Origin of the sequence: Plantibacter sp. T3, assembly GCF_902506515.1 — a bacterium.
Taxonomy (GTDB): Bacteria; Actinomycetota; Actinomycetes; order Actinomycetales; family Microbacteriaceae; genus Plantibacter; species Plantibacter auratus.
The window spans coordinates 557,611-581,059 of the sequence record NZ_LR733286.1; the positions used below are offsets into that span (position 1 = coordinate 557,611).

At 66.9% G+C, this 23,449-nt stretch carries 19 protein-coding genes; 3 read left to right on the plus strand and 16 right to left on the minus strand.

From position 1 onward, the window contains the following. Positions 1-130: 130 nt before the first annotated feature. The 8 genes from GV015_RS02785 to rpsF all read right to left on the minus strand — a co-directional run bounded on the left by GV015_RS02785 (position 131) and on the right by rpsF (position 8,391). Positions 131-865: a hypothetical protein gene (locus GV015_RS02785; RefSeq protein WP_236555307.1), complete on the minus strand. Its 735-nt coding sequence runs from the start codon at positions 863-865 to the stop codon at positions 131-133. Between the two features lie 109 nt (positions 866-974). Beyond that, positions 975-2,402 carry a UvrD-helicase domain-containing protein gene (locus GV015_RS02790; protein WP_159876442.1) on the minus strand — a complete coding sequence of 476 codons (1,428 nt, stop codon included), beginning with the start codon at positions 2,400-2,402 and terminating at the stop codon, positions 975-977. Next, positions 2,392-4,119, minus strand: coding sequence for an ATP-dependent endonuclease (locus GV015_RS02795; RefSeq protein WP_159876444.1), 1,728 nt, complete (start codon positions 4,117-4,119; stop codon positions 2,392-2,394). Before GV015_RS02795 ends, GV015_RS02790 begins: the two co-directional genes overlap by 11 nt. A gap of 594 nt (positions 4,120-4,713) precedes the next feature. Continuing rightward, the gene (dnaB, locus tag GV015_RS02800) at positions 4,714-6,087 is read right to left on the minus strand and encodes a replicative DNA helicase (RefSeq protein ID WP_369808454.1); all 1,374 of its coding nucleotides are present in this window, start codon (positions 6,085-6,087) and stop codon (positions 4,714-4,716) included. Positions 6,088-6,662: 575 nt separating this feature from the next. Continuing rightward, complete coding sequence (gene rplI / locus GV015_RS02805; protein ID WP_056010352.1) at positions 6,663-7,115, minus strand: 50S ribosomal protein L9; 453 nt, start codon at positions 7,113-7,115, stop codon at positions 6,663-6,665. A 12-nt stretch (positions 7,116-7,127) separates the two neighbouring features. Beyond that, positions 7,128-7,391, minus strand: coding sequence for a 30S ribosomal protein S18 (gene rpsR, locus GV015_RS02810; protein ID WP_056010351.1), 264 nt, complete (start codon positions 7,389-7,391; stop codon positions 7,128-7,130). Positions 7,392-7,456: 65 nt separating this feature from the next. Further along, positions 7,457-7,978 (minus strand): single-stranded DNA-binding protein, encoded by a 522-nt coding sequence (locus GV015_RS02815; protein ID WP_064295656.1) that lies wholly within the window; start codon positions 7,976-7,978, stop codon positions 7,457-7,459. Between the two features lie 5 nt (positions 7,979-7,983). Continuing rightward, entirely contained in the window at positions 7,984-8,391 is a 408-nt protein-coding gene (gene rpsF / locus GV015_RS02820) for a 30S ribosomal protein S6 (RefSeq protein ID WP_194718777.1), read from the minus strand. Between the two features lie 204 nt (positions 8,392-8,595). On the opposite strand from rpsF, the gene GV015_RS02825 reads away from it, so the two are divergent. Both GV015_RS02825 and GV015_RS02830 read left to right on the plus strand, forming a co-directional pair. Continuing rightward, positions 8,596-9,903, plus strand: coding sequence for a heparan-alpha-glucosaminide N-acetyltransferase domain-containing protein (locus GV015_RS02825; protein WP_159876446.1), 1,308 nt, complete (start codon positions 8,596-8,598; stop codon positions 9,901-9,903). Further along, positions 9,900-11,003, plus strand: a complete 1,104-nt coding sequence (locus tag GV015_RS02830) for a hypothetical protein (protein ID WP_159876448.1) — start codon at positions 9,900-9,902, stop codon at positions 11,001-11,003. Before GV015_RS02825 ends, GV015_RS02830 begins: the two co-directional genes overlap by 4 nt. Positions 11,004-11,079: 76 nt before the next feature. Here the strand turns inward: GV015_RS02830 and GV015_RS02835 are convergent, their stop codons facing one another. Then, positions 11,080-12,798 carry a bifunctional 3'-5' exonuclease/DNA polymerase gene (locus GV015_RS02835; protein ID WP_159876450.1) on the minus strand — a complete coding sequence of 573 codons (1,719 nt, stop codon included), beginning with the start codon at positions 12,796-12,798 and terminating at the stop codon, positions 11,080-11,082. Positions 12,799-13,016: 218 nt separating this feature from the next. On the opposite strand from GV015_RS02835, the gene GV015_RS02840 reads away from it, so the two are divergent. Then, positions 13,017-13,331, plus strand: coding sequence for a YbjQ family protein (locus GV015_RS02840; protein ID WP_064294105.1), 315 nt, complete (start codon positions 13,017-13,019; stop codon positions 13,329-13,331). A gap of 165 nt (positions 13,332-13,496) precedes the next feature. On the opposite strand, the gene GV015_RS02845 is transcribed toward GV015_RS02840, so the two are convergent. The 7 genes from GV015_RS02845 to GV015_RS02875 all read right to left on the minus strand — a co-directional run bounded on the left by GV015_RS02845 (position 13,497) and on the right by GV015_RS02875 (position 23,367). Further along, positions 13,497-15,218, minus strand: coding sequence for an ABC transporter ATP-binding protein (locus tag GV015_RS02845; protein WP_079704269.1), 1,722 nt, complete (start codon positions 15,216-15,218; stop codon positions 13,497-13,499). Then, positions 15,215-16,339: an ABC transporter permease gene (locus GV015_RS02850; protein WP_159876452.1), complete on the minus strand. Its 1,125-nt coding sequence runs from the start codon at positions 16,337-16,339 to the stop codon at positions 15,215-15,217. Before GV015_RS02850 ends, GV015_RS02845 begins: the two co-directional genes overlap by 4 nt. Positions 16,340-16,341: 2 nt before the next feature. Continuing rightward, positions 16,342-17,415, minus strand: coding sequence for an ABC transporter permease (locus GV015_RS02855; protein ID WP_159876454.1), 1,074 nt, complete (start codon positions 17,413-17,415; stop codon positions 16,342-16,344). A gap of 124 nt (positions 17,416-17,539) precedes the next feature. Then, positions 17,540-19,168: an ABC transporter substrate-binding protein gene (locus GV015_RS02860; RefSeq protein WP_079704272.1), complete on the minus strand. Its 1,629-nt coding sequence runs from the start codon at positions 19,166-19,168 to the stop codon at positions 17,540-17,542. 243 nt (positions 19,169-19,411) lie between these two features. Further along, positions 19,412-20,431 (minus strand): D-2-hydroxyacid dehydrogenase, encoded by a 1,020-nt coding sequence (locus tag GV015_RS02865; protein WP_159876456.1) that lies wholly within the window; start codon positions 20,429-20,431, stop codon positions 19,412-19,414. A 38-nt stretch (positions 20,432-20,469) separates the two neighbouring features. Next, positions 20,470-21,786 (minus strand): sugar ABC transporter substrate-binding protein, encoded by a 1,317-nt coding sequence (locus GV015_RS02870; RefSeq protein WP_124767791.1) that lies wholly within the window; start codon positions 21,784-21,786, stop codon positions 20,470-20,472. A gap of 129 nt (positions 21,787-21,915) precedes the next feature. Beyond that, positions 21,916-23,367, minus strand: a complete 1,452-nt coding sequence (locus GV015_RS02875) for a CCA tRNA nucleotidyltransferase (protein ID WP_159876458.1) — start codon at positions 23,365-23,367, stop codon at positions 21,916-21,918. Between the last annotated feature and the right edge of the window lie 82 nt (positions 23,368-23,449).

Sequence of the window (23,449 nt, forward strand, 5' to 3'; positions counted from 1 at the left end):
TTGCTGGAGCGCGCCACTTCATCTCACTTCCGTCGTGTTGCTGAAGGCTAGCGCGAACCACCGACCCGGACGCGGCGAGAGCTCGAGGTAACCATGCCATCTACACAAGCTCTAAAAAACGTGTTCTGCGTCATCGCTCGGATGAGACCATGCGGGGCGGTTCGTAGGTGAGGTGCTTCGCTTGTCGCAGGAGTGAGACATCAATGACTGTCATAGCCGGGAGCGGTACTGCGACAGACTCCGCCGTAAGCAGGCGCTTGTAAGGCGTCAACCACACGACACAGTCCGCGCCTGCCTGCACGACAACATGAATGAACGCCGAATCGGCGAACCAGAAATGAGGCCGCACCGCGCCCGGTAGCCCGGCCACATCTGCTTCCTCGAAGTATGCGGTGGACTCATCGAAAACGATGAACCCCAGTTCGTAGCCCGGTTGCGTCGCCCTGTAGGCTGCGGATTTCCGAGCGTGCTTCAATACGGTACCCGTGAAGTGGTCGATGTATGCCCGATAGTTGTGGTCCTGGTGCGTCGGCAGCCCGCTGCTCACCGTCGTGATCACTTTGACGTCGGCTGGAAGGTTGAGCCCCGCGATCGCGAGCTCTCTAAGCGCCTCGGCCTCGCGCGACCTTGTCTTGTCCTGTCCGCCCGGACGCGGATGATCGTCAACGACCATTGCTTCGAGTAGGAGAGCCTCGGCGGGGTCCTCGAAATCGGGGCGCTCTCGCTGAACTAGTGTTCCGTTGCGAACTGAGGCTAGGAATCGATGAGCGAGGTTGCTCTCTGCAGGGTAGAAGCACACATCGAGATCGTCGATTTCCGAGGCGTGTTCAATAATGTCCTGCTCGTCCTTGTAGGCGCGCTTCACGCTTCCTCCCCTTCCCTGCAAAATGGTCTTCACTCAAGCCAGGCTGGGCCGGCAACCGACAAGTCCAGCGCATGCGGGGCGAGTGAGCGGACTAAATTGGACTTTCACTTCATGCTCGCCGGGGGCGCGGTGGCGCAAACCACGTCTCATTGGTGATCACCGTGAGGCTGGTTGAGGCTCGACTCAAGACGACGTACAGCTCGTGCGCGTTGTATCCGTAGATGTCGGCGACGACGGCGTGGTCGAACTCCAGACCTTTGATGAGCAGAGGTCGCCCGACGATTCGCGACTCGGGTCGTCTTCCAGCACGGCTGACACGTGTCCTGATGCTGACCACTGCATCAAGTACGGGAAGGTCTTCAGTTGCTTCGCAGAGACGAAGGGCGTCAAGAACACCGAACCAGGCTTCGCGGCGGTAGAGACGAAAGCTCGGCATCTGGCTGAGCGCCAGCAGCGCGGTACGAACCCTTGAAGCAGACGCGTCGTCGAACAACGCGTTGACTGAGCAGACGGCCTCATCCATTTCTGAGCTCGTGGGCGCACCGTTCAGGAGGTCACCGCCGCGCAGGCGGTTCCGCTGTCGCATCGGAAAGGAATCGGTGAGCCCGAATGCGCAATCGATCGCGAACTGGACGGTGCCAGCTGCGATCTCGCCCGCGTCATTCGCGTCGATGATGGTCGCGAAGGCGCGAAGGTGTTTGCCCTCGATCTCCTCGATCATCGTGTAGGCGCCGCCGAGTTTTCGGGCGAGGAGCGCAGCGTCACTCGGCCACTTGGCGATGGCCACTGTGGTTTCTGGGTGGCGGGGTGCAGCGTGGTATGTCGCGAGCCCGTCCGAGGGAGCAGCAAGCGTGATCGGCGCTCCGTCGAGGTCGATGCCGTCGCCGCTGAGAAGCGACGTGCGAGCTTCAAGGAGCCAGTCGCCCAGATCAGGGTTCTGACCTTGCCAACGCCACGGATGGATCGAAACTTCAATGGAAGGGAATGCCGGGATTACATCCATCTCCCAATCGACAGGCTGTGCATTGTTGAAGAAGAAGAGCCCTTGCATCCGGTCACCGAGAACTGCGGTGGGAACCACGTTCGAGATCGAGGCGATGAGTTCGTGCTGCCATAGTTGGCAATCCTGGTACTCATCGACGAACATCAGGTCGTAGCTCACCTCCAGCATTCGGGTGATCGCCGTCGACTGGACTGCTGACTGTGCAGCTGCGTGGTAGTCGCGGGCTAGTTTCCAGTCGGGCTCGTCCCCGACGACGATGCCCGAGAGCTCCGGCATCTTGGAGATCAGGTCGAAGCTCCAGCTGTCGATCGTTCGGATTGAATACGAGTTCTGGGGGATGCCGAATCTCTTGAAGCGCCTGCGCAGAACGTCGATGCCAGCGTGCGTGTGGGTCAGGATCAGTGACCGCTGACCCTTGTGGGAGACACTTGCGACGAGTCGGGCGATGAGCTCGGTTTTCCCCGTTCCTGCGGGCAGCTCAACGGAGCATGGCAGCGCATCGAGGATGCGCGAAACGTCCTCGTCAGGATTCATCGCGATAGACGAAGTTGAGGAAGTTTTTCAGACCTGCGCGCAGCCCGCCTTGCGGAAGGGAGGTCCGATGCAGCCAGACGATTTCGCCGAGCTCCATGCCGTGGTCTTCTCTCTTGAACCACTTCTTGGCCTTTGCGGTCGCGGCAAGCGCCGACCTGTATTCACTGTCATTTGCGAGCGCGGACCAACCTTCGACGTTGTCTTGAGGAAGGTTGGAGCCCAATCGTGACCCTAGGGCACCTGCAACAGATTCGACGCCCTTGTCCTCGATTACGACGTCGAGGATCGCCGCTATGCCAGCGTCTGGGATCGCGGCGAAGATCGCGTCCTCGAGTGCGTGAGGCGGGTCCCACTGGACTACCTCGACACCGGCATCTGCGGCTGCCGTCACTCTATCCGCGTTCGTGTCGACATCCGCGTCTAGTACCAGCATCGTTCGATACCCAAGGTCAGCGAACGCTCGGGCGCGTTCCGGAGCTTGCGAGTCTCCTCCGCCATTGGCTATCGAGGTTCCTGTCGACACCGAGATTGATTTGCCTTTGGCAGCTCGCGCATTGTCGCGCGAGTTCATGATCGCTCGGAGGAATCCAACTTCGGTGGCGCCTTCTCCGACGACCACCTTACGAGCAAGCAGGGATGACGGTGCCGACCGAACGAGACCTTGGACGGTCTCGACGTGATCTGGCGCGAGGTCTTCAGGTACAGCGTTGACCGTTGTGACTCCGTCGACCGATCGAACGACGAAAAGTTGTCTCCACGACAGCGACTCGACGACCAAGGGCGAGTGGGTAGTGAAGATCACCTGCGTGGTCCCAGACTCGGTCTGTTCGCGCAGATGGCGCAGCAGGTTCGACAAGCGGTGTGGGTCTAGTCCCGACTCCACTTCGTCGATGGAAACCATGGAGCGAGTAGTCAACGCGTTCTCTTGGATCGTGAGGCTCAAGAGCCGCCTCGATCCGAGACCGTATTGGGAGAGCGGGATATCGCCTTCGTGCAGCATCAAAGAAGAGCTCCCGGCACCGAATGCAGGGTCAAGCCCCGGTCGCAGGTCAGAGAATTTCGCCGGGCCGAGCAGGAGGGATTGGTTTTGAGCAAGAGTTGCCGCGTCGTGCAATGCAGTTCCGGTGAGTGCGCGCACTGCGTCGCGTGCTTGGCGCTGTGCTTCTACGAGAGCATGCGCTGCGCCGGACTTCGACTGAGTCAGCGTGGTCAGCGCGGATCCGCGACCCCACCGCAGGTTCTGCCCGGAGTTCTCCCCGATTCTGAAGTGCCCGAGCTGCCCGCGCTCGGACGCAGTCATTCGGTCGCCGACCTCTTCTCCCGGGCGGACCACTTCCCATACGGGTTCAAGATCAGCTGCGACGGTGAGGCGCACGATTAGGCACTCTTCGACCGAGTCCTCGTCTAAAGGGTCATGGGTCAGGGTGTTGTCGGAGCGGATACCGCTGCGATTCTTGCCATGAGTACGCTCGTCGACCAGAGTGTCTGGCAGGTCAACGATGACGGCCTCGATGACCATGGGCTCGGTCGTGACTGTGTTGTGGAAGTCCGCGTCAGTGAAGACGAGATTGTACCGAGGAGTAAGGACGAATCCGAGGGCATCGAGGATCGTTGTCTTAGTGCTGTCTCCCGGGCCGACCAGGGCGATGAATGGCGCACTGAGATCGAGATTCGCTTGCCGTATGCCGCGAAAGTTCTGTATTCGCAACGTCCTCATGCGCATAGCGATGATCCCCTCGTGTGACCGCTGCGGCTCCGCGCATACAGGGCCGAAAGGTCAGCCCGAACGTGTCGTGTCAACTGTAAAGGCGCGTAGTCCTGAGCTCACGGCGGCCCGGGGTGTGTTGCTCCGCGGATCCGCCTAGAACCGAGGCAGAGGCCTCTAAGAGGTCCAGCTGAACGCTCCGACCGACTAGTCGACGGTGCTGCTGGAGCACGTGAAGGAGCGCTGCGCTACAGAGCTCTGCTAGGTGCACTTCCCCGCGACGTTGCAAACGCGCGCCGCGGGAACTTCGCCGTTGATTCCCGAGTGCGGGCGATGGTGGTTGTCATGGTATTGCCATCGGAGGCCAACTCGCCGATGGCGACCACGCGAACGTGCACTTCGCTCCCCAGCCTGAGGTGAGCATCATCACTCGCGATGACGGGTTGATCGGGGTGTACATCGAGGCGATGGATGGCAACAATCCCCACGGACCACTCACACCATGAAAGTGCGCCGCCCACTAAGGCCGTTTCAACCTAAAGTGTCGTCGGGAACACAAAACGACACTTTACGTTGGCCAACGACACTTAATGTTGCGCGTTCACACTACATCCCCGGCGCCATGTCGGCGAAGCGGCTGAAGTGGCCGTGGAAGCCGACGGTGATCGTCCGGGTCGGTCCGTTACGGTGCTTGGCGATGATGAGGTCGGCCTCGCCGGCTCGCGGGCTGTCCTTCTCGTAGGCGGACTCGCGGTGCAGGAGCACCACCATGTCGGCGTCCTGCTCGATCGAGCCCGACTCACGGAGGTCGGACAGTGCCGGCATCTTGTCGGCACGCTGCTCAGCACCACGGTTCAGCTGTGACAGCGCGATGACGGGGACCTGGAGCTCCTTCGCCATGAGCTTCAGCGCACGGGAGAACTCCGAGACCTCCTGCTGACGGCTCTCGACACGCTTACCGGAGGTCAGCAGCTGCAGGTAGTCGATGACGACCATCTTCAGCCCCACGCGCTGCTTGAGTCGACGGCACTTCGCGCGGATCTCGACGAGCGTCATGTTCGGGCTGTCGTCGATGTAGAGCGGTGCGTCGTTGATGCGGCCGCGCACCTGCGCGATCTTCGTCCAGTCCTGCGAATCGACCGTCCCCTTCCGCATGAGCTGCAGCGGCACGGACGCCTCAGCGCTCATGAGACGCATCGCGATCTCGCTGCGCCCCATCTCGAGCGAGAAGAAGATCGACGGCTGGTTGTAGTGGACCGAGGCTGCGCGAGCGAAGTCGAGCGCGAGCGTGGACTTACCGATAGCGGGTCGGGCGGCGACGATGATGAGCTGGCCCGGGTGCAGACCGTTCGTCAGTTCGTCGAGCTCGCGGAAGCCCGTCGGCACGCCGGTCATGGAACCGTCGGTGTGCTTGGCGGCCTCGATCTCGTCGATCGCCGCGCTCACCGCGTCGGTCAGCGGGACGTAGTCTTCGACTTCCTGGTTGCCGGAGACGGCGTAGATCTCGGCCTGAGCGGAGTTGACGAGCTCCACGGCCTCCCCCTCGGCCGCATAGCCCATCTGCACGATGCGGGTGCCGGCCTCGACGAGACGACGCAGCAGCGCGCGCTCCGCGACGATGCGGGCGTAGTAGCCGGCGTTCGCCGCGGTCGGGACGAGGCTCGTGAGCGTGTGGAGGTAGTCAGCACCACCGGCGCGAGACAGCTCGCCCGTCTTGACGAGCTCGTCGGTGACGGTGATGACGTCGGTCGGCTCGCCGTGCGAGTACAGCGTCAGCAGGGCGTCGTAGATGACCTCGTGCTTCGGGATATAGAAGTCCACGCCACGGAGCGTCTCGACCACGTCGGCGACCGCGTCCTTCGACAGCAGCATGCCGCCGAGTGCACTCTGCTCCGCGAGGAGGTCGTGCGGAGGGACCCGCTCGTTGCCGCGAGGCTCGTCGTACGAACCGCCGCCTTCGGAGCGGTTGAGATGAGCGATCGACAAGTGGACATCCCTTCTCGATGTGGACTCGGGTGGTGCTGGTGGTGACGACTCAGGTGTAGCAGGAACATGCGACATGCACGGGCCCTGCGGGGCGCTCGAGGGCTACGGACGAGGGCTGCGCAGCCTGCTCGCCCGACTGTTCCGAGACGCCGATGACTCACGATAGGGCCACTCGTCTTCACAACCAACTCTGCCTGTGGATAACTCTGTGGAGAGATCGGGGGAAACGCCGCGTGTCGTGTGCACAAGCTGTGGGAAACCCTGTGGAGAGAGAAGTTTTTCTGCCACGCAATACGCCCCTGATCAGGAGATTCTGATTCCACAGGCTGTGTGTGGAAAGTTCTTTCGATCCTGTGTCGAACGTTGGGGAGAACGGGGGTCACCTGTGTACAACTTGCTTGACGCAGAGGGCGAAACGGGTGTAGCACACAGGTGTCGGAGCGACGCGTCGCCCCTGTTCTGGGCACAGAAAAACGCGATGGCAGCAGACCTCTCGGTCCACCGCCATCGCGCTCATCACGACGTGCATGAGGCGCCGGACCCGAAGGCCCGACACCGCACGGCGGGTACTACTTGGCCGCGACCACCTGAAGGGTGATCGTGGCGACGATCTCGTCGCGGAGGCTGATGGTGGCCTCGTGCTCGCCGACGTACTTGATCGGGGTGTGGATCTCGATCTTGCGCTTGTCGACCTCGCCCAGCCCGGCTTCCGCCACGGCCTTCGCGATGTCAGCAGGCTTCACGGAACCGAACAGACGGCCTTCGCCACCCGTCTTGACCGTGAGCTTGACCTTGGTGGCCTGGAGGCGAGCCTTCAGGTCCTGGGCCTCTTCGATCGTGGCGTGCTCGCGCGCAGCGCGGGCCGACTTGATCTGCTCGACCTGCTTCTCGCCACCGCGGGTCCACGGGGTCGCGAAACCCTGGGGAACGAGGAAGTTGCGAGCGTAGCCGTTCTTGACGTCGACGACGTCACCAGCGGAGCCGAGGCCGGAGACCTCGTGCGTCAGAATCACTTTCGACATGTGCGGCGCCTCCTAGCGGCCAGAGCCGGCGTAGGGCAGGAGCGCCATCTCGCGTGCGTTCTTGACCGCACGTGCGATGAGTCGCTGCTCCTGGACGTTGACACCGGTGATACGACGAGCGCGGATCTTTCCCCGCTCGGAGATGAACTTGCGAAGCGTGGCGACATCCTTGTAATCGATGACGCCAACGCGGATCGCCTTCGCGGGAGCGACGTTCTTGCCGCCCTTAGCACCGCGGGCAGGCTTGCGGCGGTCGCCGCTCGACTTTCCAGCCATGGTTGTTCCTTTGCGTGTGAATGGAGTGATCGGCTAGCCGGCAGAACCGGACCGATCGAATCTGTTTAGAAGGGGGTCTCGTCGCTGTAGCTGCCCGGAGTGTTCCAGGCATCTGCACCGCCGTTGCCGCCGGAAGCTGCGGGTGCGCTCTGAGCCCAGGGCTCGTTCTGCTGCACCTGCGGAGCTCCGCCGCCGCGCTGCTGACCACCGCCGCCGCCACCCGAGGGTGCACGGCTGATGGTCGCGGTCGCGTACCGGAGCGAAGGGCCGATCTCGTCGACTTCGAGTTCCATCGAAGTCCGCTTCTCGCCTTCCTTCGTCTCGTAGGAACGCTGCTTGAGACGCCCGGTCGCGATGACGCGGCTTCCCTTGGTGAGCGATCCGGCCACGTGCTCGGCGAATTCACGCCAGACGCTCGCGCGCAGGAACAGCGCTTCGCCGTCCTTCCATTCGTTCGTCGCGCGATCGAAGTTGCGCGGCGTGGAAGCGATGGTGAAGTTGGCGACAGCCAGGCCGTTCTGCGTGAAACGCAGTTCCGGATCGCTGGTCAGGTTGCCCACCACGGTGATGACGGTCTCGCCGGCCATGAGCCCTAGGCTTCCTTGGTCTCAGCCGCAGCCGGAGCCGCGTCTGCCTTGGGAGCCGCGGCGACAGCAGCAGCGGGCTTGGCGGCAGCCTTGCGGGCGGCCTTCTCTTCGCTGCGCTTCGTCTCGGTGGCGACCTGAGCGATGGCCTCTTCGGCACGCAGCACCTTGGTGCGCATGACGGCCTCGGAGAGCTTCAGCTGACGGTCGAGCTCCTGCGTGGCAGCGCTCGATGCAGTGAAGTCCACGACGGCGTAGATGCCTTCGGTCTTCTTGTTGATCTCGTAAGCGAGACGACGACGGCCCCAGATGTCGACCTTGTCGATGGTTCCACCATCGTTGCGGATGACGTTGAGGAACTTGTCGAGGCTCGGTGCAACCGTGCGCTCGTCAATCTCGGGGTCGAGGATGACCATGAGTTCGTACTGATGCGTCACTAACCCACCTCCTTCGGACTCGAACGGCCACAGACTTTCTGTGGCAGGAGGGTGTAAGCATCGTTGCGATCGGGTGAGAACAGAGCGGACGCACCCGGGCAACCTTCACAGCGTACCGGACGGGAGCCCGTACCGCCACCGCGGGCCTGTCGCGGAGCCGCCACGCGTGGGATGCTGGACCCGATGAGCACCCCAGCCAGCCGACAGCGCGCCGACCGACTGATCGGTCTCGACCTCGCGCGGTTCCTCGCACTCATCGGCATGATGGCCACGCACGTCTGGGCGTTCGACATCGCGACCGGCGGACACACGCCGATCACGGAGGTCCTCTCGGGCAAGGCCGCGGCCCTGTTCGCCGTGCTGGCCGGGATCGGGATCGTCCTCACGAGCCGACGCGACCTCGCCGCCGGTTCTCCCGCAGCAGCGCGCCTCAACCTCTTCGGACGCGGCTTCGCCCTGCTCGTCCTCGGCCTCACCCTCGGCGTGCTGCCCGGCGGCATCTACGTGATCATCGCCTACTACGGTGTGACCTTCTGGCTCGCGATCCCGGCCGTCACGTGGCGTCCACGCACGCTGCTGATCGTCGCGGCCGCCTGGGCGGTGGTCTGGCCGATCTGCTCGCAGGCGCTCCGGGTGCCGCTCAGCGGCGTCGACTCCCCCGAGATCGGCAGTGCGTCCTGGTTCGACGTCGCGGGCGGCGGGTTCGCCCGCGGGCTGCTCCTCACCGGGGTGTACCCGGCGCTCACCTGGATCGTCTACGTGCTCGTCGGGATGGCCGTCGGCCGGCTGCTCATGGATGCGCGGGCGAACGGGACCCTGCGGCGTTTCGCACTCCGGCTCGCGACGATCGGACTCGTCGTCGCCATCGCCGCGGATCGCCTCGCCGCCCTGCTCCTCGGTCCCGTCGGCGGCGTGCAGGGCATCGCGCGCGCCTGGACCGGCGGCCTCGAGCCCGATCCGACGACGATCACCGCCGTCGAGGACGCCCTCGCCGAAGGGATGTACGGCACGAGCCCCACGGAGTCCTTCTGGTGGCTCGTCGCCCGCGCCCCGCACTCGGGCACCACGCTCGACCTCGTCTTCACGATCGGGATCGCGGCGCTCGTCATCGGCCTGTGCCTGGCGCTCGGCACCGTCCTGAACCGCGGCTGGTCGCTCGCGCTCCTGCCGGCGACCGGGGCCGGAGCCGCTCCGCTCACCGTCTACTCGGCGCACGTCTTCATGGCGTCGGTCGGCGCATTGATCGCTGCGATCGCCGGGACGTATGCGGACACGGCGTGGCTCATCTCGAGCCCGCAGCTCTGGCTCATCCACGTCGCCGGTGCGCTCCTCCTCGGCTGGCTCATCGCCCTCACCAAGCGTCGGGGTCCGCTCGAGGCGCTCGTCCACGCGGCCGGCCGGGCACTCACGGTCGCCGCGAACCGCCCTGTTCGAACGCCCGCGACGATGACGCCCGTGCCCGTACCCCACGGAACACCCGACGTGCGATGACCGCACCGAAGACTCGAACCACGACGCCGGACACGCGAGCACTCACCGAACGGATCGACCGACGCGCGCTCCGCGAGTACCGCAAGGGCCTCCCGGGCGAAGTCCGTCCACCACTCATGGCGGCGATCTGGCCCGCCGTCGTGCTGGCGGTGCTGCCGATCGGCTTCCTCTCCGCCTGGTGGTTCGTGCTCGAAGACGGCTCGATGCCGGATGAGCCATGGGACTGGTCGGCCCTGATCCTCCTGCCCTACCTCGCGCTGCCCGTCGGCATGCTCGTCCTGCTGGTGCGCACGGTCCGACGACGCAGCGGCGTCCGCCAGTTCCGGCTGGACCGGTTCGCGCGGGCGAACGGCCTGAGCTACCGTCCGTTCGCCATACCGGTGGCGCTGCCCGGGCTCATCTTCACGATGGGTGGGACGAGCGTGGTCAGGGACCTGCTGTGGCGGGGCGGCCGGTCGCCGTTGTCCGTCGGGAACCTGCGCACGACCATCGGTTCGGGACGGAACCGCAAGGAGCACCGCTGGGGCTACGTGGCCCTCCGGCTGCCGGTGGCGCTCCCCCACATCGTCTTGGACGCCGTCGGCAACAACTCGCTCCTGCACCCCCGTCTGCCCGTCACCTACGCCAAGGACCAGCGGCTGTCGCTCGAAGGCGACTTCGACCGCCACTTCGAGCTGTACTGCCCGCGCGGGTACGAGACCGACGCCCTCTACCTCTTCACGCCCGACATCATGGCGAGGTTCATCGACACCGTCGCCGAGCTCGATGTCGAGATCGTCGACGACCACCTCTTCCTCTACTCACCCAAGGACCTCTCGACCCTCGACCCCGAGGTGTGGACGTGGCTGATGTCGGTCGTCGACATCCTGGCCGAGCGCATCGCGCAGTGGGAGCGCTGGCGGGATCGCCGCCTGGAACCGGTCGACGCGGCGACGATGCCGGGTTCGTTCCCGCTGATCCGTCCGCCACGAGGCGTGGCCGGGCAGGGCAGACGCCTGTCCCGCCGGACGGGATGGTGGTGGCTCATCGGTCTCGCCCTCGCCGTCTACGGCTGGTACCTCATCATCGGCGACGCGGTCCGGGCGATCACCGGCGGCTGAGCCCGGCCCAGCTCGCGAGCTGTCACTTCGGCACAGTGCGGGCCGCGCACACCCGCATCAACTGACAGTTCGCGGGCTACTTGGCGTCGGCATAGGAGGTGACGACGGCGGTGGTGACCGGGAACTCGACCGGCGCGGTGCCGAAGATCAGGCGACCGGCCTCCGCCGCCGCCTCACGCACGAGGGCCACGACCCGCTCGGTCTGGTGCTCGGGGCAGTGGACGACGATCTCGTCGTGGAGGAAGAAGACGAGGTGGGCCGACTCGGTGAGCGCGGCCGCCGGACCGACCGACTCTGCGGCGAGCGCCTGCAGCCGTGTCCGGAGGCCGGCCATCCAGCACAGCGCCCATTCGGCGGCTGTGCCCTGCACGACGAAGTTGCGCGTGAAGCGACCCCAGCTGCGCGCCTCCATGCGGGCGCGTTGGGTCGCGGCGGCGTTCGCCCCCTCCATCGAGGCGGCCGACTGGATCTCCCGCCAGTCGGCACCGGGGAGCGGAGAGGTCCGACCGAGTCGGGTGCTGACCCGCTCGCCGCGCTCACCGGCCCTGGCGGCCGTCTCGACGAACTCGATCGCCCGAGGGAACGCCCGCGTGAGCCGGGGCAGGAGGCGCCCGCTCTCCCCCGTCGTCGCGCCGTACATCGCGCCGAGCATCGCGATCTTCGCGTGCGGCCTGGTGTCGACCGCGCCGACGTCGACCATGCCCTGGTAGAGGTCGACGCCGCGTCCGGCATCGGCCATCGCGCGGTCGCCGGACATCGCGGTGAGGATGCGTGGCTCGAGCTGGGCGGCGTCGGCGACGACGAAACGCCACCCCTCGTCCGCGAGGACGGCACCGCGGACCTGGTGCGGCAGCTGGAGGGCACCGCCGCCGTCGGACGCCCAGCGGCCGGTGACAACCCCACCGGGCACGTAGGTGGGTCGGAAGCGTCCGTCCTTCACCCAGGTCTCGACCCACGTCCAACCGTTCGCGGTGAGGAGACGCGACAACTTCTTGTACCGGAGCAGCGGCTCGATGACGGGGTGCTCGATCTCCTGCAACTCCCACTGCCGGGTGGAGGTCGCGTTGATGCCGGCACGCTGGAGCGCCTTGAGGAGCTCGCCAGGTGACTCGGGGCTGAGCTCCTGCACGCCGAGGGCGGCCTTGACCTCCTCGAGGACCGCAGCCAGCTTCGCCGGACGGACACCGGGCGGCACCTTGGGGCCGAGGGCGTCGGCGAGGATGCGGTCGTGGGCCTCGGCGTCCCACGGGAGACCGGCGAAGGTCATCTCCGTGGCGATGAGGGCACCGGCGGACTCGGCGGCGAGGAGGAGTCCGAGCTGCGAGCGTCCCTGCGGTGTCGCGCCGTCGACGGCGTCACGCTGGAGCGTGAACTCGGCGACGGGATCGCGTTCGCCGCCCGGGAGGTCGAGGTCGAAGAGGGTCCCGACGGCCTCCGCACGCTGGGCGACGCGCGGGTCGAGGACCTCGTCCCACGGGCCGGCCGGAGCCGTCGCGAGGGCGGAGTCGGCGGTGAAGGCGGCATTGCGGAGGAGGTTGTGGGAGAGCCGGAGGTCGACGCAGCGGGCGATCCGGACACCCGCGGCGAGGAGCGCCGGGTACCAAAGCGTGGTGTCGTCCCACACCCAGCGCGGCGGATTCGGCTCGGCTTCGAGACGCCGGACGAAGGCCGCGAGGTCGGCCCGCGGGATGGTGGTCTCGGAGACCGGAGGTGGCTCGCCGGACGGAGTGGGGCGGTCCTCGAGGTGCACGACGCGCACGCGGGCGCCGTCGAGCTGCTGGAGGACGATGTGCACCACCCCAGTCTGCCGTCACCCGCCGACCTCACCCGACGCGACCTCACGCTGGAGACACGAGACCCGGACAGAATCGCGCGTTCCATCCGGGTCTCGTGCGGGCAGCGCAGGGACGGAACGGGGGGGCGGGCTCGCTGGGCGGCAGGCACGGCCAAGCAGTCCCCGAAGACGGGACATCCCCCCTATGGGGGTGGGCGCAGCGGTGCCAGACTGCGAGCATGCTGATCTCGACGATGAACGATGTCCCCGGCCGCCAGGTCACCGAGGTGCTGGGCGAGGTGACCGGACTCACGGTCCGTGCACGCAATGCGGGCGTGCAACTCGGCGCCAACTTCAAGGCGCTGCTGGGCGGTGAGCTCTCCGGGCTCACCAAGCAGCTCGCTGAGAGCCGCGAGGAAGCGAAGCAGCGACTCATCGAGGCCGCCACCGCCCTCGGAGCCGACGCGGTGCTCGCGATGCGGTTCGACGCGGCCGAGGTCGGCCAGAACTACCAGGAGGTCGTCGCCTACGGCACCGCCGTCAAGCTCGGCTGAGGTCGGGGCCTGAACCGACGCGGTCCCTGAGCTCCATCCCGGTCCCTGAGCTTGTCGAAGGGCGCACTTCGACAAGCTCAGTGACCGGGGGGGGGTGAGGCTCAGGGACCGGGGGGTGAGGCTCAGGGACCGGGCCCTTTGACGGGCTCACGGACCGAAGAAGGGTCAGGCGCGGAGGCGCTTGAGCTCCTCGCGACGCACGGCCTGTTCGGCCGGGTCTGGCACGGGGAGCGATGCAAGGAGTCGGCGCGTGTAGACGTCGCTCGGCGCACCGAGGACTGCTGAGCCGGGCCCCTCCTCCACGATGTCCCCGCGGTACAGCACGACGATGCGGTCAGCGAGGATGTCGACGACGGCGAGGTCATGGCTGATGAACAGCGACGCGAACCCGAACTCACGCTGCAGCTCGGCGAAGAGCTCCAGCACGCGGGCCTGCACGGACACGTCGAGCGCCGAGGTCGGTTCGTCGGCGACCAGCAGTGCCGGTTCGAGCGCCAACGCCCGCGCAAGCGAAGCGCGCTGCCGCTGCCCACCGGAGAGCTCGTGCGGGAATCGGTCGCCGAACGCCTTCGGCAGCTGGACCGCCTCGAGGAGCTCGTCCACCCGACGTCGGGCCGCCCGTGCGTCGCCGAAGCGGCCGTGCACGATGAGCGGCTCCGCCACGCACTCCGCGATCGTGAGCAGTGGGTTGAAGCTCGTCGCCGGGTCCTGGAACACGAACCCGATCTCACGACGCTTCGGAGCGAACTCGCGCTCCTTCACCCGGTTCATCTCCACACCGAGCACCGACAGCGAGCCGCCGGTCACCTTGGTGAGCCCGGCGATCGCGCGGCCGATCGTGGTCTTGCCGGACCCCGACTCCCCCACCAGGCCGAGGACCTCGCCCGCGTGGATCGTGAAGTCGACGCCCTTGACCGCCCGGAACCCGGCACGGCCGAAACGCCCCGGGTACTCGATCTCGAGCCCCTTCGCGACCACCACCGGCTCACCGAGCTGCAGCTGCTTCCCGCGTTCAACCTCGGCCGGCGCGGAGCTCTTGCCGCGGCCGACGTGCGGCACCGACGACAGGAGCTTCTTGGTGTACTCGGCCTTCGGTGAGGAGAACAGCTCCTGGACGGGAGCCTCCTCGACGATGTCGCCCTGGTACATGACCACGACGCGGTCGGCGAGGTCGGCCACGACGCCCATGTTGTGGGTGATGAGGACGATGGCCGTGCCGAACTCGTCGCGGCACCGACGCAGGAGGTCGAGGATCTCCGCCTGCACTGTGACGTCGAGCGCCGTCGTCGGCTCGTCCGCCACGATCAGTCCGGGGTCGAGCACGAGCGCCATCGCGATGACGATGCGCTGCTTCTGCCCGCCGGAGAACTGGTGCGGGAAGTAATCGACCCGCTCCTCCGGCTCCGGGATGCCGACGCGACGCAGGATGTCGATGGCCTTGGCCCGCGCCTCGGCCTTCGTGTACGACCCGTGCGCGCGGAGACCTTCGGCGATCTGCCACCCCACCTTGTAGACGGGGTTGAGGGCCGTGGACGGCTCCTGGAACACCATCGCCGCGTCGCTGCCACGGATGGACCGCAGCTGCTCCGCCGACGCCGTGACGACGTCCTGCTCGGTCGAACCGTCGCGCGAGCGCAGGACGACCGCGCCGGAGGCCGTGGCCGTCTCCGGGAGCAGACCGAGGATGGTCTTGGCCGTGACCGTCTTGCCCGAGCCGGACTCACCGACGATCGCGACGATCTCGCGCGGTGCGACCGACAGCGAGATGTCGTTGATCGCCTTCACCGCGCCGGCGTCGGTCGAGAACGAGACCCCGAGGTCGCGGATGCTGACGATGTCCTTGGTGCCGAGGTCGCGTGGACCGGTGGTCGGCGTCGACTGGCTCATGAGCGCTCGTCCTCTCGTCGGTTCTCCAGATCGCTGTCCGCCGCGGCGTCGCTCACGGCTCCCAGCGACTCGGCGTCCATCATCCCGGCGCCACCGGGGCTGTCGGGCGTGCCACCGGTGGTCGTGATGCTCGACGTCGCAGCGACCGATCCGCTCGACGCGCCGACACGACGACGGCTGCGCAGACGCGGGTCGGACAGGTCGTTGAGGCTCTCTCCGACGAGCGTGATGCCGAGCACGACGAGGACGATCGCGAGGCCCGGGAACAGCGCGGTCCACCAGATCCCGCTCGTGACGTCGGAGACAGACCGGTTGAGGTCGTAGCCCCACTCGGCGGCCGCGGTCGGCTCGATGCCGAACCCGAGGAAGCCGAGCCCCGCGAGCGTGAGGATGGCCTCGGAGGCGTTGAGGGTGATGATGAGCGGCAGGGTCCGCGTCGCGTTCCGCAGCACGTGACGGAACATGATGCGGGAGCTCGACGCACCGATGACCTTCGCCGACTCGACGAACGCCTCGCTCTTGATGCGCACGACCTCGGAGCGGATCACCCGGAAGTACTGCGGAATGAACACCACGGTGATCGAGATCGCGGCGGCGAGGATGCCACCCCAGAGGCTCGACTGCCCGCGGCTGATGACGATCGACATGACGATCGCGAGCAGCAGCGACGGGAAGGCGTAGACCGCGTCGCACACGACGACGAGCACGCGGTCGAGCCAGCCACCGAAGTACCCGGCGACGAGCCCGAGCAGGACGCCGATGAAGATCGACAGGATGATCGCGGAGACGATGACGAAGAGCGCGGTCTGGGCGCCCCAGAGCACCCGGGACAGGACGTCGTACCCGCCGACGGTCGTGCCGAGGAGGTTCGTCGCGTTCGGCGCCTGCTGCGTGCCGAACGAACCGTCGTCGCCGCGCAGCTGGTTGAACCGGTAGGGCGCGACGAGCGGCGCGAGGATCGCGATGAGCACGAACACGCCCGTGACGACGAGACCGATGACGAGCATCGCCCGCTGCAGCCCGACCGACTGGCGGAACTGCTTGACGACGGGCAGGCGGTCGCGCAGCGGACGCTTCGCTGGCGCGGTCTGCACGGCGGTGGTGGCTGTCGGAGCACTCATGCTCAGTACCTCACCCTCGGGTCGATGATCGCCGCGATGATGTCGACGATGAAGTTGGTCAGGGCCACGATGACGGCCAGCAGCGCGACGATCCCCTGGACGGCGACGAAGTCACGCGCCTTGAGGTATTCGCTCAGCATGAAGCCGAGGCCCTTCCATTCGAAGGTCGTCTCGGTGAGGACCGCGCCCGCGAGGAGGAGCGCGATCTGCAGGCCGATGACCGTGATGATCGGGATGAGCGCCGGACGGTAGGCGTGCTTCGTCACGAGCCGGAACTCGCTGACGCCGCGCGACCGGGCCGCGTCGACGTAGCCGGAACCGAGCGTGCCGATGACGTTGGTGCGGACCAGCCGCAGGAAGACGCCGGCCGTCAACAGGCCGAGGGCGATCGCCGGGAGCACCGCGTGGGCGAGGACGTCGCTGATCGCCGTCGGGTCGCCGAGGCGGATCGCGTCGATCAGGTAGATGCCGGACGGGTTCGAGATGGTCTGGAGCGTCAGCTCGGTGCCGGTGCTGGCTCGACCGGCGACCGGGAGGATCCCGAGCCAGACGGAGAAGATCAGCTTGAGCAGCAGGCCGGCGAAGAACACCGGGGTGGCGTAGCTGAGGATCGCGAAGATGCGGAGGCCCGCGTCCTGCCAGCGGTCGCGGCGGGCGGCGGCGAGCATGCCGAGCGGGATGCCGACGATGAACGCGACGATGAGGGCGTAGATCGCGAGTTCGAGGGTCGCGGAGCCGTAGGTGAGGAGGACCTCGATGACCGGGCGGTTGTCGGAGATCGTCGTGCCGAAGTTGCCGACGGCGATCTGTCCGAGGAACTCGAAGTACTGGACGAAGAGCGGCCGGTCGTAGCCGGCGGCGCTGATGCGTTCCGCAAGTTGGTCGGCTGGGAGGCGACCTCCGAGCGCCGCGGTGATCGGGTCACCGGTCAGGCGCATCAGGAAGAAGACCATGGTGACGAGGATGAACACCGTCGGGATGATCAGCAGGAAGCGGATGACGAGGTACCGCCAGAGTCCGCCACCTCCGGAACGTCTGGCCGCCTTGGGGGGTGGGGTTGCGACAGCTGCCGTCATTGCAGTGGATCCTCCTCGATCACCGACTCGGTAGAGCCCGGACAGACGATCGGGGCGGCTCTGTGGAGCCACCCCGATCGCGACGTCCGACTCACCATAGTCGGATATCAGTTGGTCAGGCTACTCAGCCCTTGGTGATGGGCGCGTAGCGGAACTTGAACGACGCATCGAGGACGGTGCCCTCGATGTCCTTGCCGACGACCGCCACCTGAGCGCCCTGGAGCAGCGGGATGGTCGACAGGTCGGCCGCCTCCGTGTCCTGGATCTGCTCGATGAGCTTGGTCCGTGCGTCCGCGTCCGTCGTCGAGCGCTGCTCGTTGATGAGGTCGTTGACGGCCGGGTTGTCGTAGTGGTTCGCGAGGAAGTTGTCCGTGGCGAAGAACGGCGTCAGGTAGTTGTCCGCGTCGGAGTAGTCCGGGAACCAACCCAGCTGGTACGCCGGGTAGACGTCCGTCGTGCGGTCCTTCGAGTACTGCACCCACTCGGTCTGCTGCAGGTTGACGGTGAACAGGCCGTCGGCCTCGAGCTGGTCCTTGATGAGCGCGTACTCGTCGCCGGAGCCGGAACCGTAGTGGTCACCGTTGTACTGGAGGTTGAGCGCGACCGGAACGGTCACGCCGGCTGCCTCGAGCGTCTCCTTCGCCTTGGCGGCATCCGGGCCACCGTCGCCGTCGCCGTAGAGGCCCTTGAGGGACTCGGTGGCACCGGTCAGGCCGGCGGGCACGTAGGAGTAGAGCGGCGTGTAGGTGTCCTTGTAGACGTCCTTGGCGATCGCAGCGCGGTCGATCAGGTCGGCAGCGGCCTGGCGGACGGCGAGCGCCTTCGCCGGGTCGGCGTCAGCAGTGGTCGCTCCGTAGGGCATCGTGTCGAAGTTGAAGACGAAGTAGCGGATCTCGCCACCGGGGCCGTCGACGACCTTGACGTTCTTGTCCTTCTTCAGGTCTTCGATGTCGGTCGCGGAGAGGCTGCGCGATGCGACGTCGATGTTGCCCTGCTTGACGTCGAGCTTCAGGTTGGACTCGTCGGTGTAGTACTTCACGTTGACGGTGTCGTTCTTCGCCTCGCCGAGGAGGCCCTGGTAGTCGGCGTACTTCTTGTACGAGATGAGCTCGTTGAACTTGTAGCTGTCGATCGTGTACTGGCCGGCGAAGGCCTTGCCCTTGACGATGTCGTTGTCGGGCGTGACCTCGGTGGCGGAGAAGACGTCCTCGTCGACGATCGGGCCGACGGGGCTCGAGAGCACCTGTGGGAAGGTCTGGTCGTTCTCGGTCTTCAGCGTGAAGACGACGGTGAGGTCGTCGGGCGCGTCGGTCTTCTCGAGGTTGCTGAGGAGCGACGACGGGCCGTTGTCGTCGGCGATGGCCAGCTGACGGTCGAAGCTGAACTTCACGTCCGAGGAGGTGAGGTCGTTGCCGTTGGCCCACTTGAGGCCCTTCTTGAGCTTCACCGTGTACTCGGTCGGCGAAGTGAACTCGGCCGACTCGGCGATGTCGGGCTCGACGTCGGGGCTGTTGTACGGCGTGTTCAGGAGGAAGGGGAAGACCTGGTTCATGACGGCGAAGGAGCCGTTGTCGTACGATCCGGCCGGGTCGAGCGTCGTGACCTTGTCGGTCGTGCCGATGACGATCGTGCCGCTGGCACCGCTGCTGGAGCCGCTGCCACCGGCGGCGCAGCCGGCGAGGGCGAGGGCGGTGATGGACAGACCCGCGAGCGCGACGGCGCTCTTCCGGAATCCACTACGTGGGGATGACATTGATGTCGACCTCGTTTTTCTGTGTGTGAGAGACGGCACGGCTGTGTGCAGGTTCTTCGCACGTGCTTGTAGAGGATTACAGCACGCTCCGAACAAATCCCTCAAACCGAGAAGGCTTCCGGTGCAGATTCGTTACGAGCACGAAACGTGCGCGAGCGACATCTCTAGCGCAATGACCGCGCGTTTCGCCAGGTTCGGACGCCACCGAGATCCCGGGCTCGACGCCCCGATGGCCGGGGTCGGTCAGTACCCGCGCTCGGCGTCGAACCGGTTCAGCAGCGGTCCGCCTGCGCGGTAGCGGGCGAGGTTCTCGATGAACAGTGCCGTGAGCGTCGCGTTCTCGCTCTCGACCGTGGACGCCGAGTGGGGCGAGATGAGCACGTTGTCGAGGTCCCACAGCGGGGAGTCCGCGGGCAGCGGCTCCTCGCGGAAGACGTCGAGCGCCGCGCCACCGAGCTTGCCCGACCGAAGTGCCTCGATCAGCGCGTCCTCATCGACGACCTGCCCACGGGAGATGTTGACGATGGCGGCGCCGTGGGGCAGGAGCGCGATCCGGTCGGCGCTGATGAGGTTCTCGGTCTCGGGCGTGAGCGCCGTGCAGAGGACGAGCACGTCGGTGCCCGGCAGCACCTCGTCGAGCCGGTCCACATCGCTCAGCTCGATGCCGTCGGGGAGCTCATAGGTGCCACCGACCCGACCCACCGCGGTCACCCGTGCGCCGATGGCGTCGAAGGTCCGCACCACGTTCGACCCCATGCCGCCGACGCCGACGACCGTGACCCGCATCCCGGCGAGCTGCCTGGTCGTGTACCGCTCGAACCGGCGCTCACGCTGCCGTCGCTGGAGGAACGGAACACCCTTCACCACGAAGAGCGCCCCGGTGAGGGCGAACTCGGCGAGCGGGACGGCATGCACGCCGCCCGCCGTCGTGACGGTGATGCCGCTGCGGTCGAGTCCGGTCCGGCGCATGAACGCACCGATGCCGGCGCTCGTCGCCTGGATCCATCTCAGGTTCGGGGCGCGCTCCGGCAGCGCCGCCGGGTCCTGCCAGTCGAAGTCGAACGCGACGTCGGCCCGGGCGAGCATCTCCGCCCACCGTTGCTGGTCCGCTACGGACAGCTCGGGGGCCGGCCCACGGTGATCAGCGACGTACTGCGGGACCGCGACGAGCGTCGGGTCGTACAGCACCTCGACATCCGGGTGGGAGGCGCCGATCGCCTCGACGTACTCAGGCTCGAGGTGACTCGCGATGAGGATCCGCATGATGGTCCATCATGCCCTGCGATGCCCTGCGCCCGGACTCAGTCGTTGATGGCGGCGTTGGCCGCCTCCTGCGCCTTCTTGAGGCCGTCGGCGACGGGCGTCGTGCCGGCGAAGATCTCCTTGAAGATCGGGTCGTAGGCGGCGAGTCCCTTCGCGTACCCGGCACCCGTCGGCGGCGCGATGGTCTTCGCGTCGTCGGCGATCACGTCGAAGAAGGGCTGCACGTCGACGTCCTGGCCCTTCCAGTAGTCGAAGTACTGCTTCTGGGCCGCGGTGACGGCGGGGACCGCCGAGCCGGACGAACCGACGGGAGCGTTGCCCTCGGTACTGCCCAACCAGGCGAGCACCTTCTTCACCTGGTCGGGGTGCTTCGTGGCCGCGTTGCCCGCTGCGGCGATCCCGTTCGTGACGCTGACCTTGCCCGCAGGGCCGGCCGGGAGCTCGGCGACACCCCAGCGGAAGTCGGCACCGTCGTGCACGGCCTTCAGGCTGTAGAGCCCCGACTGGAACATCGCAACCTTGCCCTGGAGGAAGGCGTCGCGGGAGAAGTCACCGTCGGCGTTCGTGGAGGCGGCCGGTGGGGCGACCTTGGCGCCGTTGATCGCGTTGACGAGGTAGCTCACGGACTCGCTCGTCTTCGGGTCGTTGAAGGCGAAGTCGTCGCCGTCCTGGTACTTCCCGCCGTTCGAACCGATGAATGGGAGGAGCACGGCCTGCAGGTCGTACCCGAGGCCGGTGCCGTAGGTCGCGGGCGCCGCCGGGTTGAAGCCGGGCTGGTCGGCCGAGACCCCGGCCGCGTCCTTCGTCAGCTTCTTCGCCAGGGGCAGGAACGTGTCCTTCGTCGCGTCGGGCGACCAGGTCGCGTCCTCGAGCTCGGCGGGCTTCACGCCGGCCGCGTCGAGGAGGTCGGCGTTGTAGTAGACCGCGATACCGGCGTCGGACAGCTGCGGGACGGCCCAGAGCTTGTCGTTCCGGGTGAACTGGCTGACCACACTCGGTGCCCAGTCCTTCGAGGCGTCCTTGCCGAGCGTCTGCCCGACGTCGAGCACGCTCCCGCTGTCCGCGTACCCGGCGAGGTAGGAGTTGTTCAACCAGAAGACGTCGGGAGCGGTGTCCGCCGCGACGTCGGTGCGGAGCTTCGTCCAGTAGTCCGCCCATTCGACGACGTCGACGCGGACGCGGATGTCGGGGTTCTCGCGCTCGAAGGCGGCGAACGAGGTCTCGTAGGCGTCGGCGACGGCGGCATCCCACACGCGCACCGTGACCGTCGTGCGCTCCGTGGATCCGGCGGCGCAACCGCTCAGCATCAGGGCGGAGGCGGCCGCGATCGCGAGGGCGGCGTGGCGCTTGAGCATGAGAATCCTTCGTTCCGTGAACCTCAGGGAGGCTAGCAGTTCAGTCTGAACGCCCGCGAGCTGTCAGAAACGGTCAGTGTGACGCCGTCTGACTGTGCGTTTGTGACAGTTCGCGGGCAGGTGGGGCTGTCACCGGGAGGACCACCAGTCGAGGAGGCGGCGGGTGGCCTCCTCCTCGCCGAGCGGGCCCTCGTCGAGACGCAGCTCCAGCAGCCAGCGGTACGCCTCGCCGACCTCGCGACCGGGTGCGATGCCCAGCACCTCCTGGATGCGGTTGCCGTCGAGGTCGGGCCGGACGGACTCGAGCTCCTCCTGCTCCTGGAGCTCGACGATGCGCTGCTCCAGGTCGTCGTAGGCGAAACCGAGGCGGTCGGCCTTGCGCCGGTTGCGGGTCGTGACATCGGCGCGGACGAGCATGTGCAGCCGCTCGAGCAGTGGACCGGCGTCGCGGACGTAGCGCCGCACCGCGGAGTCGGCCCACACGCCCTCGGAGTACCCGAAGAACCGCATGTGCAGCTCGACGAGCCGCGCGACGCTCTTGATCGTGTCGCCGTCGTACCGGAGCGCGGTGAGGCGCTTCTTCGCCAGCTTCGCACCCACGAGGTCGTGGTGGTAGAAGGTGACGGCTGCGCCGGGGCCGGTCTTCTTCGTCGCCGGCTTGCCGATGTCGTGCAGCAGCGCGGCCCAACGCAGGACGAGGTCGGGCGCCTCGCCGGGGTGCCGCGAGTGCTCGTAGCCGATCGCCTGCTCGAGCACCGTGAGCGAGTGCTGGTAGACGTCCTTGTGGTGGTGGTGCTCGTCGGGCTCGAGTCGCAGCGCCGGCAGCTCGGGCAGCACGATATCGGCGATGCCGGTGTCGACGAGGAGCTCGAGGCCCGCGCGCGGGTGGTCGGTCGCGAGCAGCTTGCCGAGCTCCGCCTGGATCCGTTCCGCACTCACGATGGAGATGGTCTCGCGACGCTCCTCCATCGCCTCGATCACGTCGTCGGTGGGCCGGAAGCCGAGCTGCGAAGCGAACCGCGCGGCCCGGAGCATACGCAACGGGTCGTCGCCGAAGGAGACCTCGGGCGAGCTCGGCGTCCGCAGCAGGTGGGCGACGAGGTCCTCGACGCCGCCGGACGGGTCGACGAGGGTGATCTCGGGGATGCGGAGCGCCATCGAGTTGACGGTGAAGTCGCGCCGGCGCAGATCGTCTTCGAGGGTGTCGCCGAACGCGACGACCGGCTTGCGGGTCACGCCGTCGTAGGCGTCGGCCCGGTAGGTGGTGATCTCGACCGTGTCGGCGTGCTCGACGCCGCCGTCGTCGGTGACGGTGACCTTCGCGCCGATCGTCCCGAAGTCGCGGCCGACGTCCCACCAGGCGCTCGCCATCGGCTTGAGGACCGCGAGGATCTGGTCGGGCGAGGCGTTCGACGTGAAGTCGAGGTCGCTCACGGTGCGACCGAGCATCGCATCGCGAACCGGTCCGCCGACGAGGGCCAGTTCGTACCCGGCTTCGGCGAACGCCGACGCCACCCGAGCGACCACGGGCGACGAGGCCACGTCCTGCAGGCGCACCAAGGATTCCGCCACGCTCACCATGGGGTCAATCGTACCCGGACGCCGCCTGCGACCCCGTCGCCGTCAAGCCGCGAGCGGTCCCGGGCGACGGCCGTACAATAAC

What these genes read in the sequence shown, in the direction of transcription:
- GV015_RS02875 (WP_159876458.1), bottom strand. Translation starts at nt 23,367, where the DNA reads ATGGTGAGCGTGGCGGAATCCTTGGTGCGCCTGCAGGACGTGGCCTCG.
- GV015_RS02825 (WP_159876446.1), top strand. Translation starts at nt 8,596, where the DNA reads ATGAGCACCCCAGCCAGCCGACAGCGCGCCGACCGACTGATCGGTCTC.
- GV015_RS02790 (WP_159876442.1), bottom strand. Translation starts at nt 2,402, where the DNA reads ATGAATCCTGACGAGGACGTTTCGCGCATCCTCGATGCGCTGCCATGC.
- rplI (WP_056010352.1), bottom strand. Translation starts at nt 7,115, where the DNA reads ATGTCGAAAGTGATTCTGACGCACGAGGTCTCCGGCCTCGGCTCCGCT.
- GV015_RS02845 (WP_079704269.1), bottom strand. Translation starts at nt 15,218, where the DNA reads ATGAGCCAGTCGACGCCGACCACCGGTCCACGCGACCTCGGCACCAAG.
- GV015_RS02870 (WP_124767791.1), bottom strand. Translation starts at nt 21,786, where the DNA reads ATGCTCAAGCGCCACGCCGCCCTCGCGATCGCGGCCGCCTCCGCCCTG.
- GV015_RS02795 (WP_159876444.1), bottom strand. Translation starts at nt 4,119, where the DNA reads ATGAGGACGTTGCGAATACAGAACTTTCGCGGCATACGGCAAGCGAAT.
- rpsF (WP_194718777.1), bottom strand. Translation starts at nt 8,391, where the DNA reads ATGGTCATCCTCGACCCCGAGATTGACGAGCGCACGGTTGCACCGAGC.
- GV015_RS02830 (WP_159876448.1), top strand. Translation starts at nt 9,900, where the DNA reads ATGACCGCACCGAAGACTCGAACCACGACGCCGGACACGCGAGCACTC.
- GV015_RS02815 (WP_064295656.1), bottom strand. Translation starts at nt 7,978, where the DNA reads ATGGCCGGCGAGACCGTCATCACCGTGGTGGGCAACCTGACCAGCGAT.
- rpsR (WP_056010351.1), bottom strand. Translation starts at nt 7,391, where the DNA reads ATGGCTGGAAAGTCGAGCGGCGACCGCCGCAAGCCTGCCCGCGGTGCT.
- GV015_RS02865 (WP_159876456.1), bottom strand. Translation starts at nt 20,431, where the DNA reads ATGCGGATCCTCATCGCGAGTCACCTCGAGCCTGAGTACGTCGAGGCG.
- GV015_RS02850 (WP_159876452.1), bottom strand. Translation starts at nt 16,339, where the DNA reads ATGAGTGCTCCGACAGCCACCACCGCCGTGCAGACCGCGCCAGCGAAG.
- GV015_RS02840 (WP_064294105.1), top strand. Translation starts at nt 13,017, where the DNA reads ATGCTGATCTCGACGATGAACGATGTCCCCGGCCGCCAGGTCACCGAG.
- GV015_RS02855 (WP_159876454.1), bottom strand. Translation starts at nt 17,415, where the DNA reads ATGACGGCAGCTGTCGCAACCCCACCCCCCAAGGCGGCCAGACGTTCC.
- GV015_RS02860 (WP_079704272.1), bottom strand. Translation starts at nt 19,168, where the DNA reads ATGTCATCCCCACGTAGTGGATTCCGGAAGAGCGCCGTCGCGCTCGCG.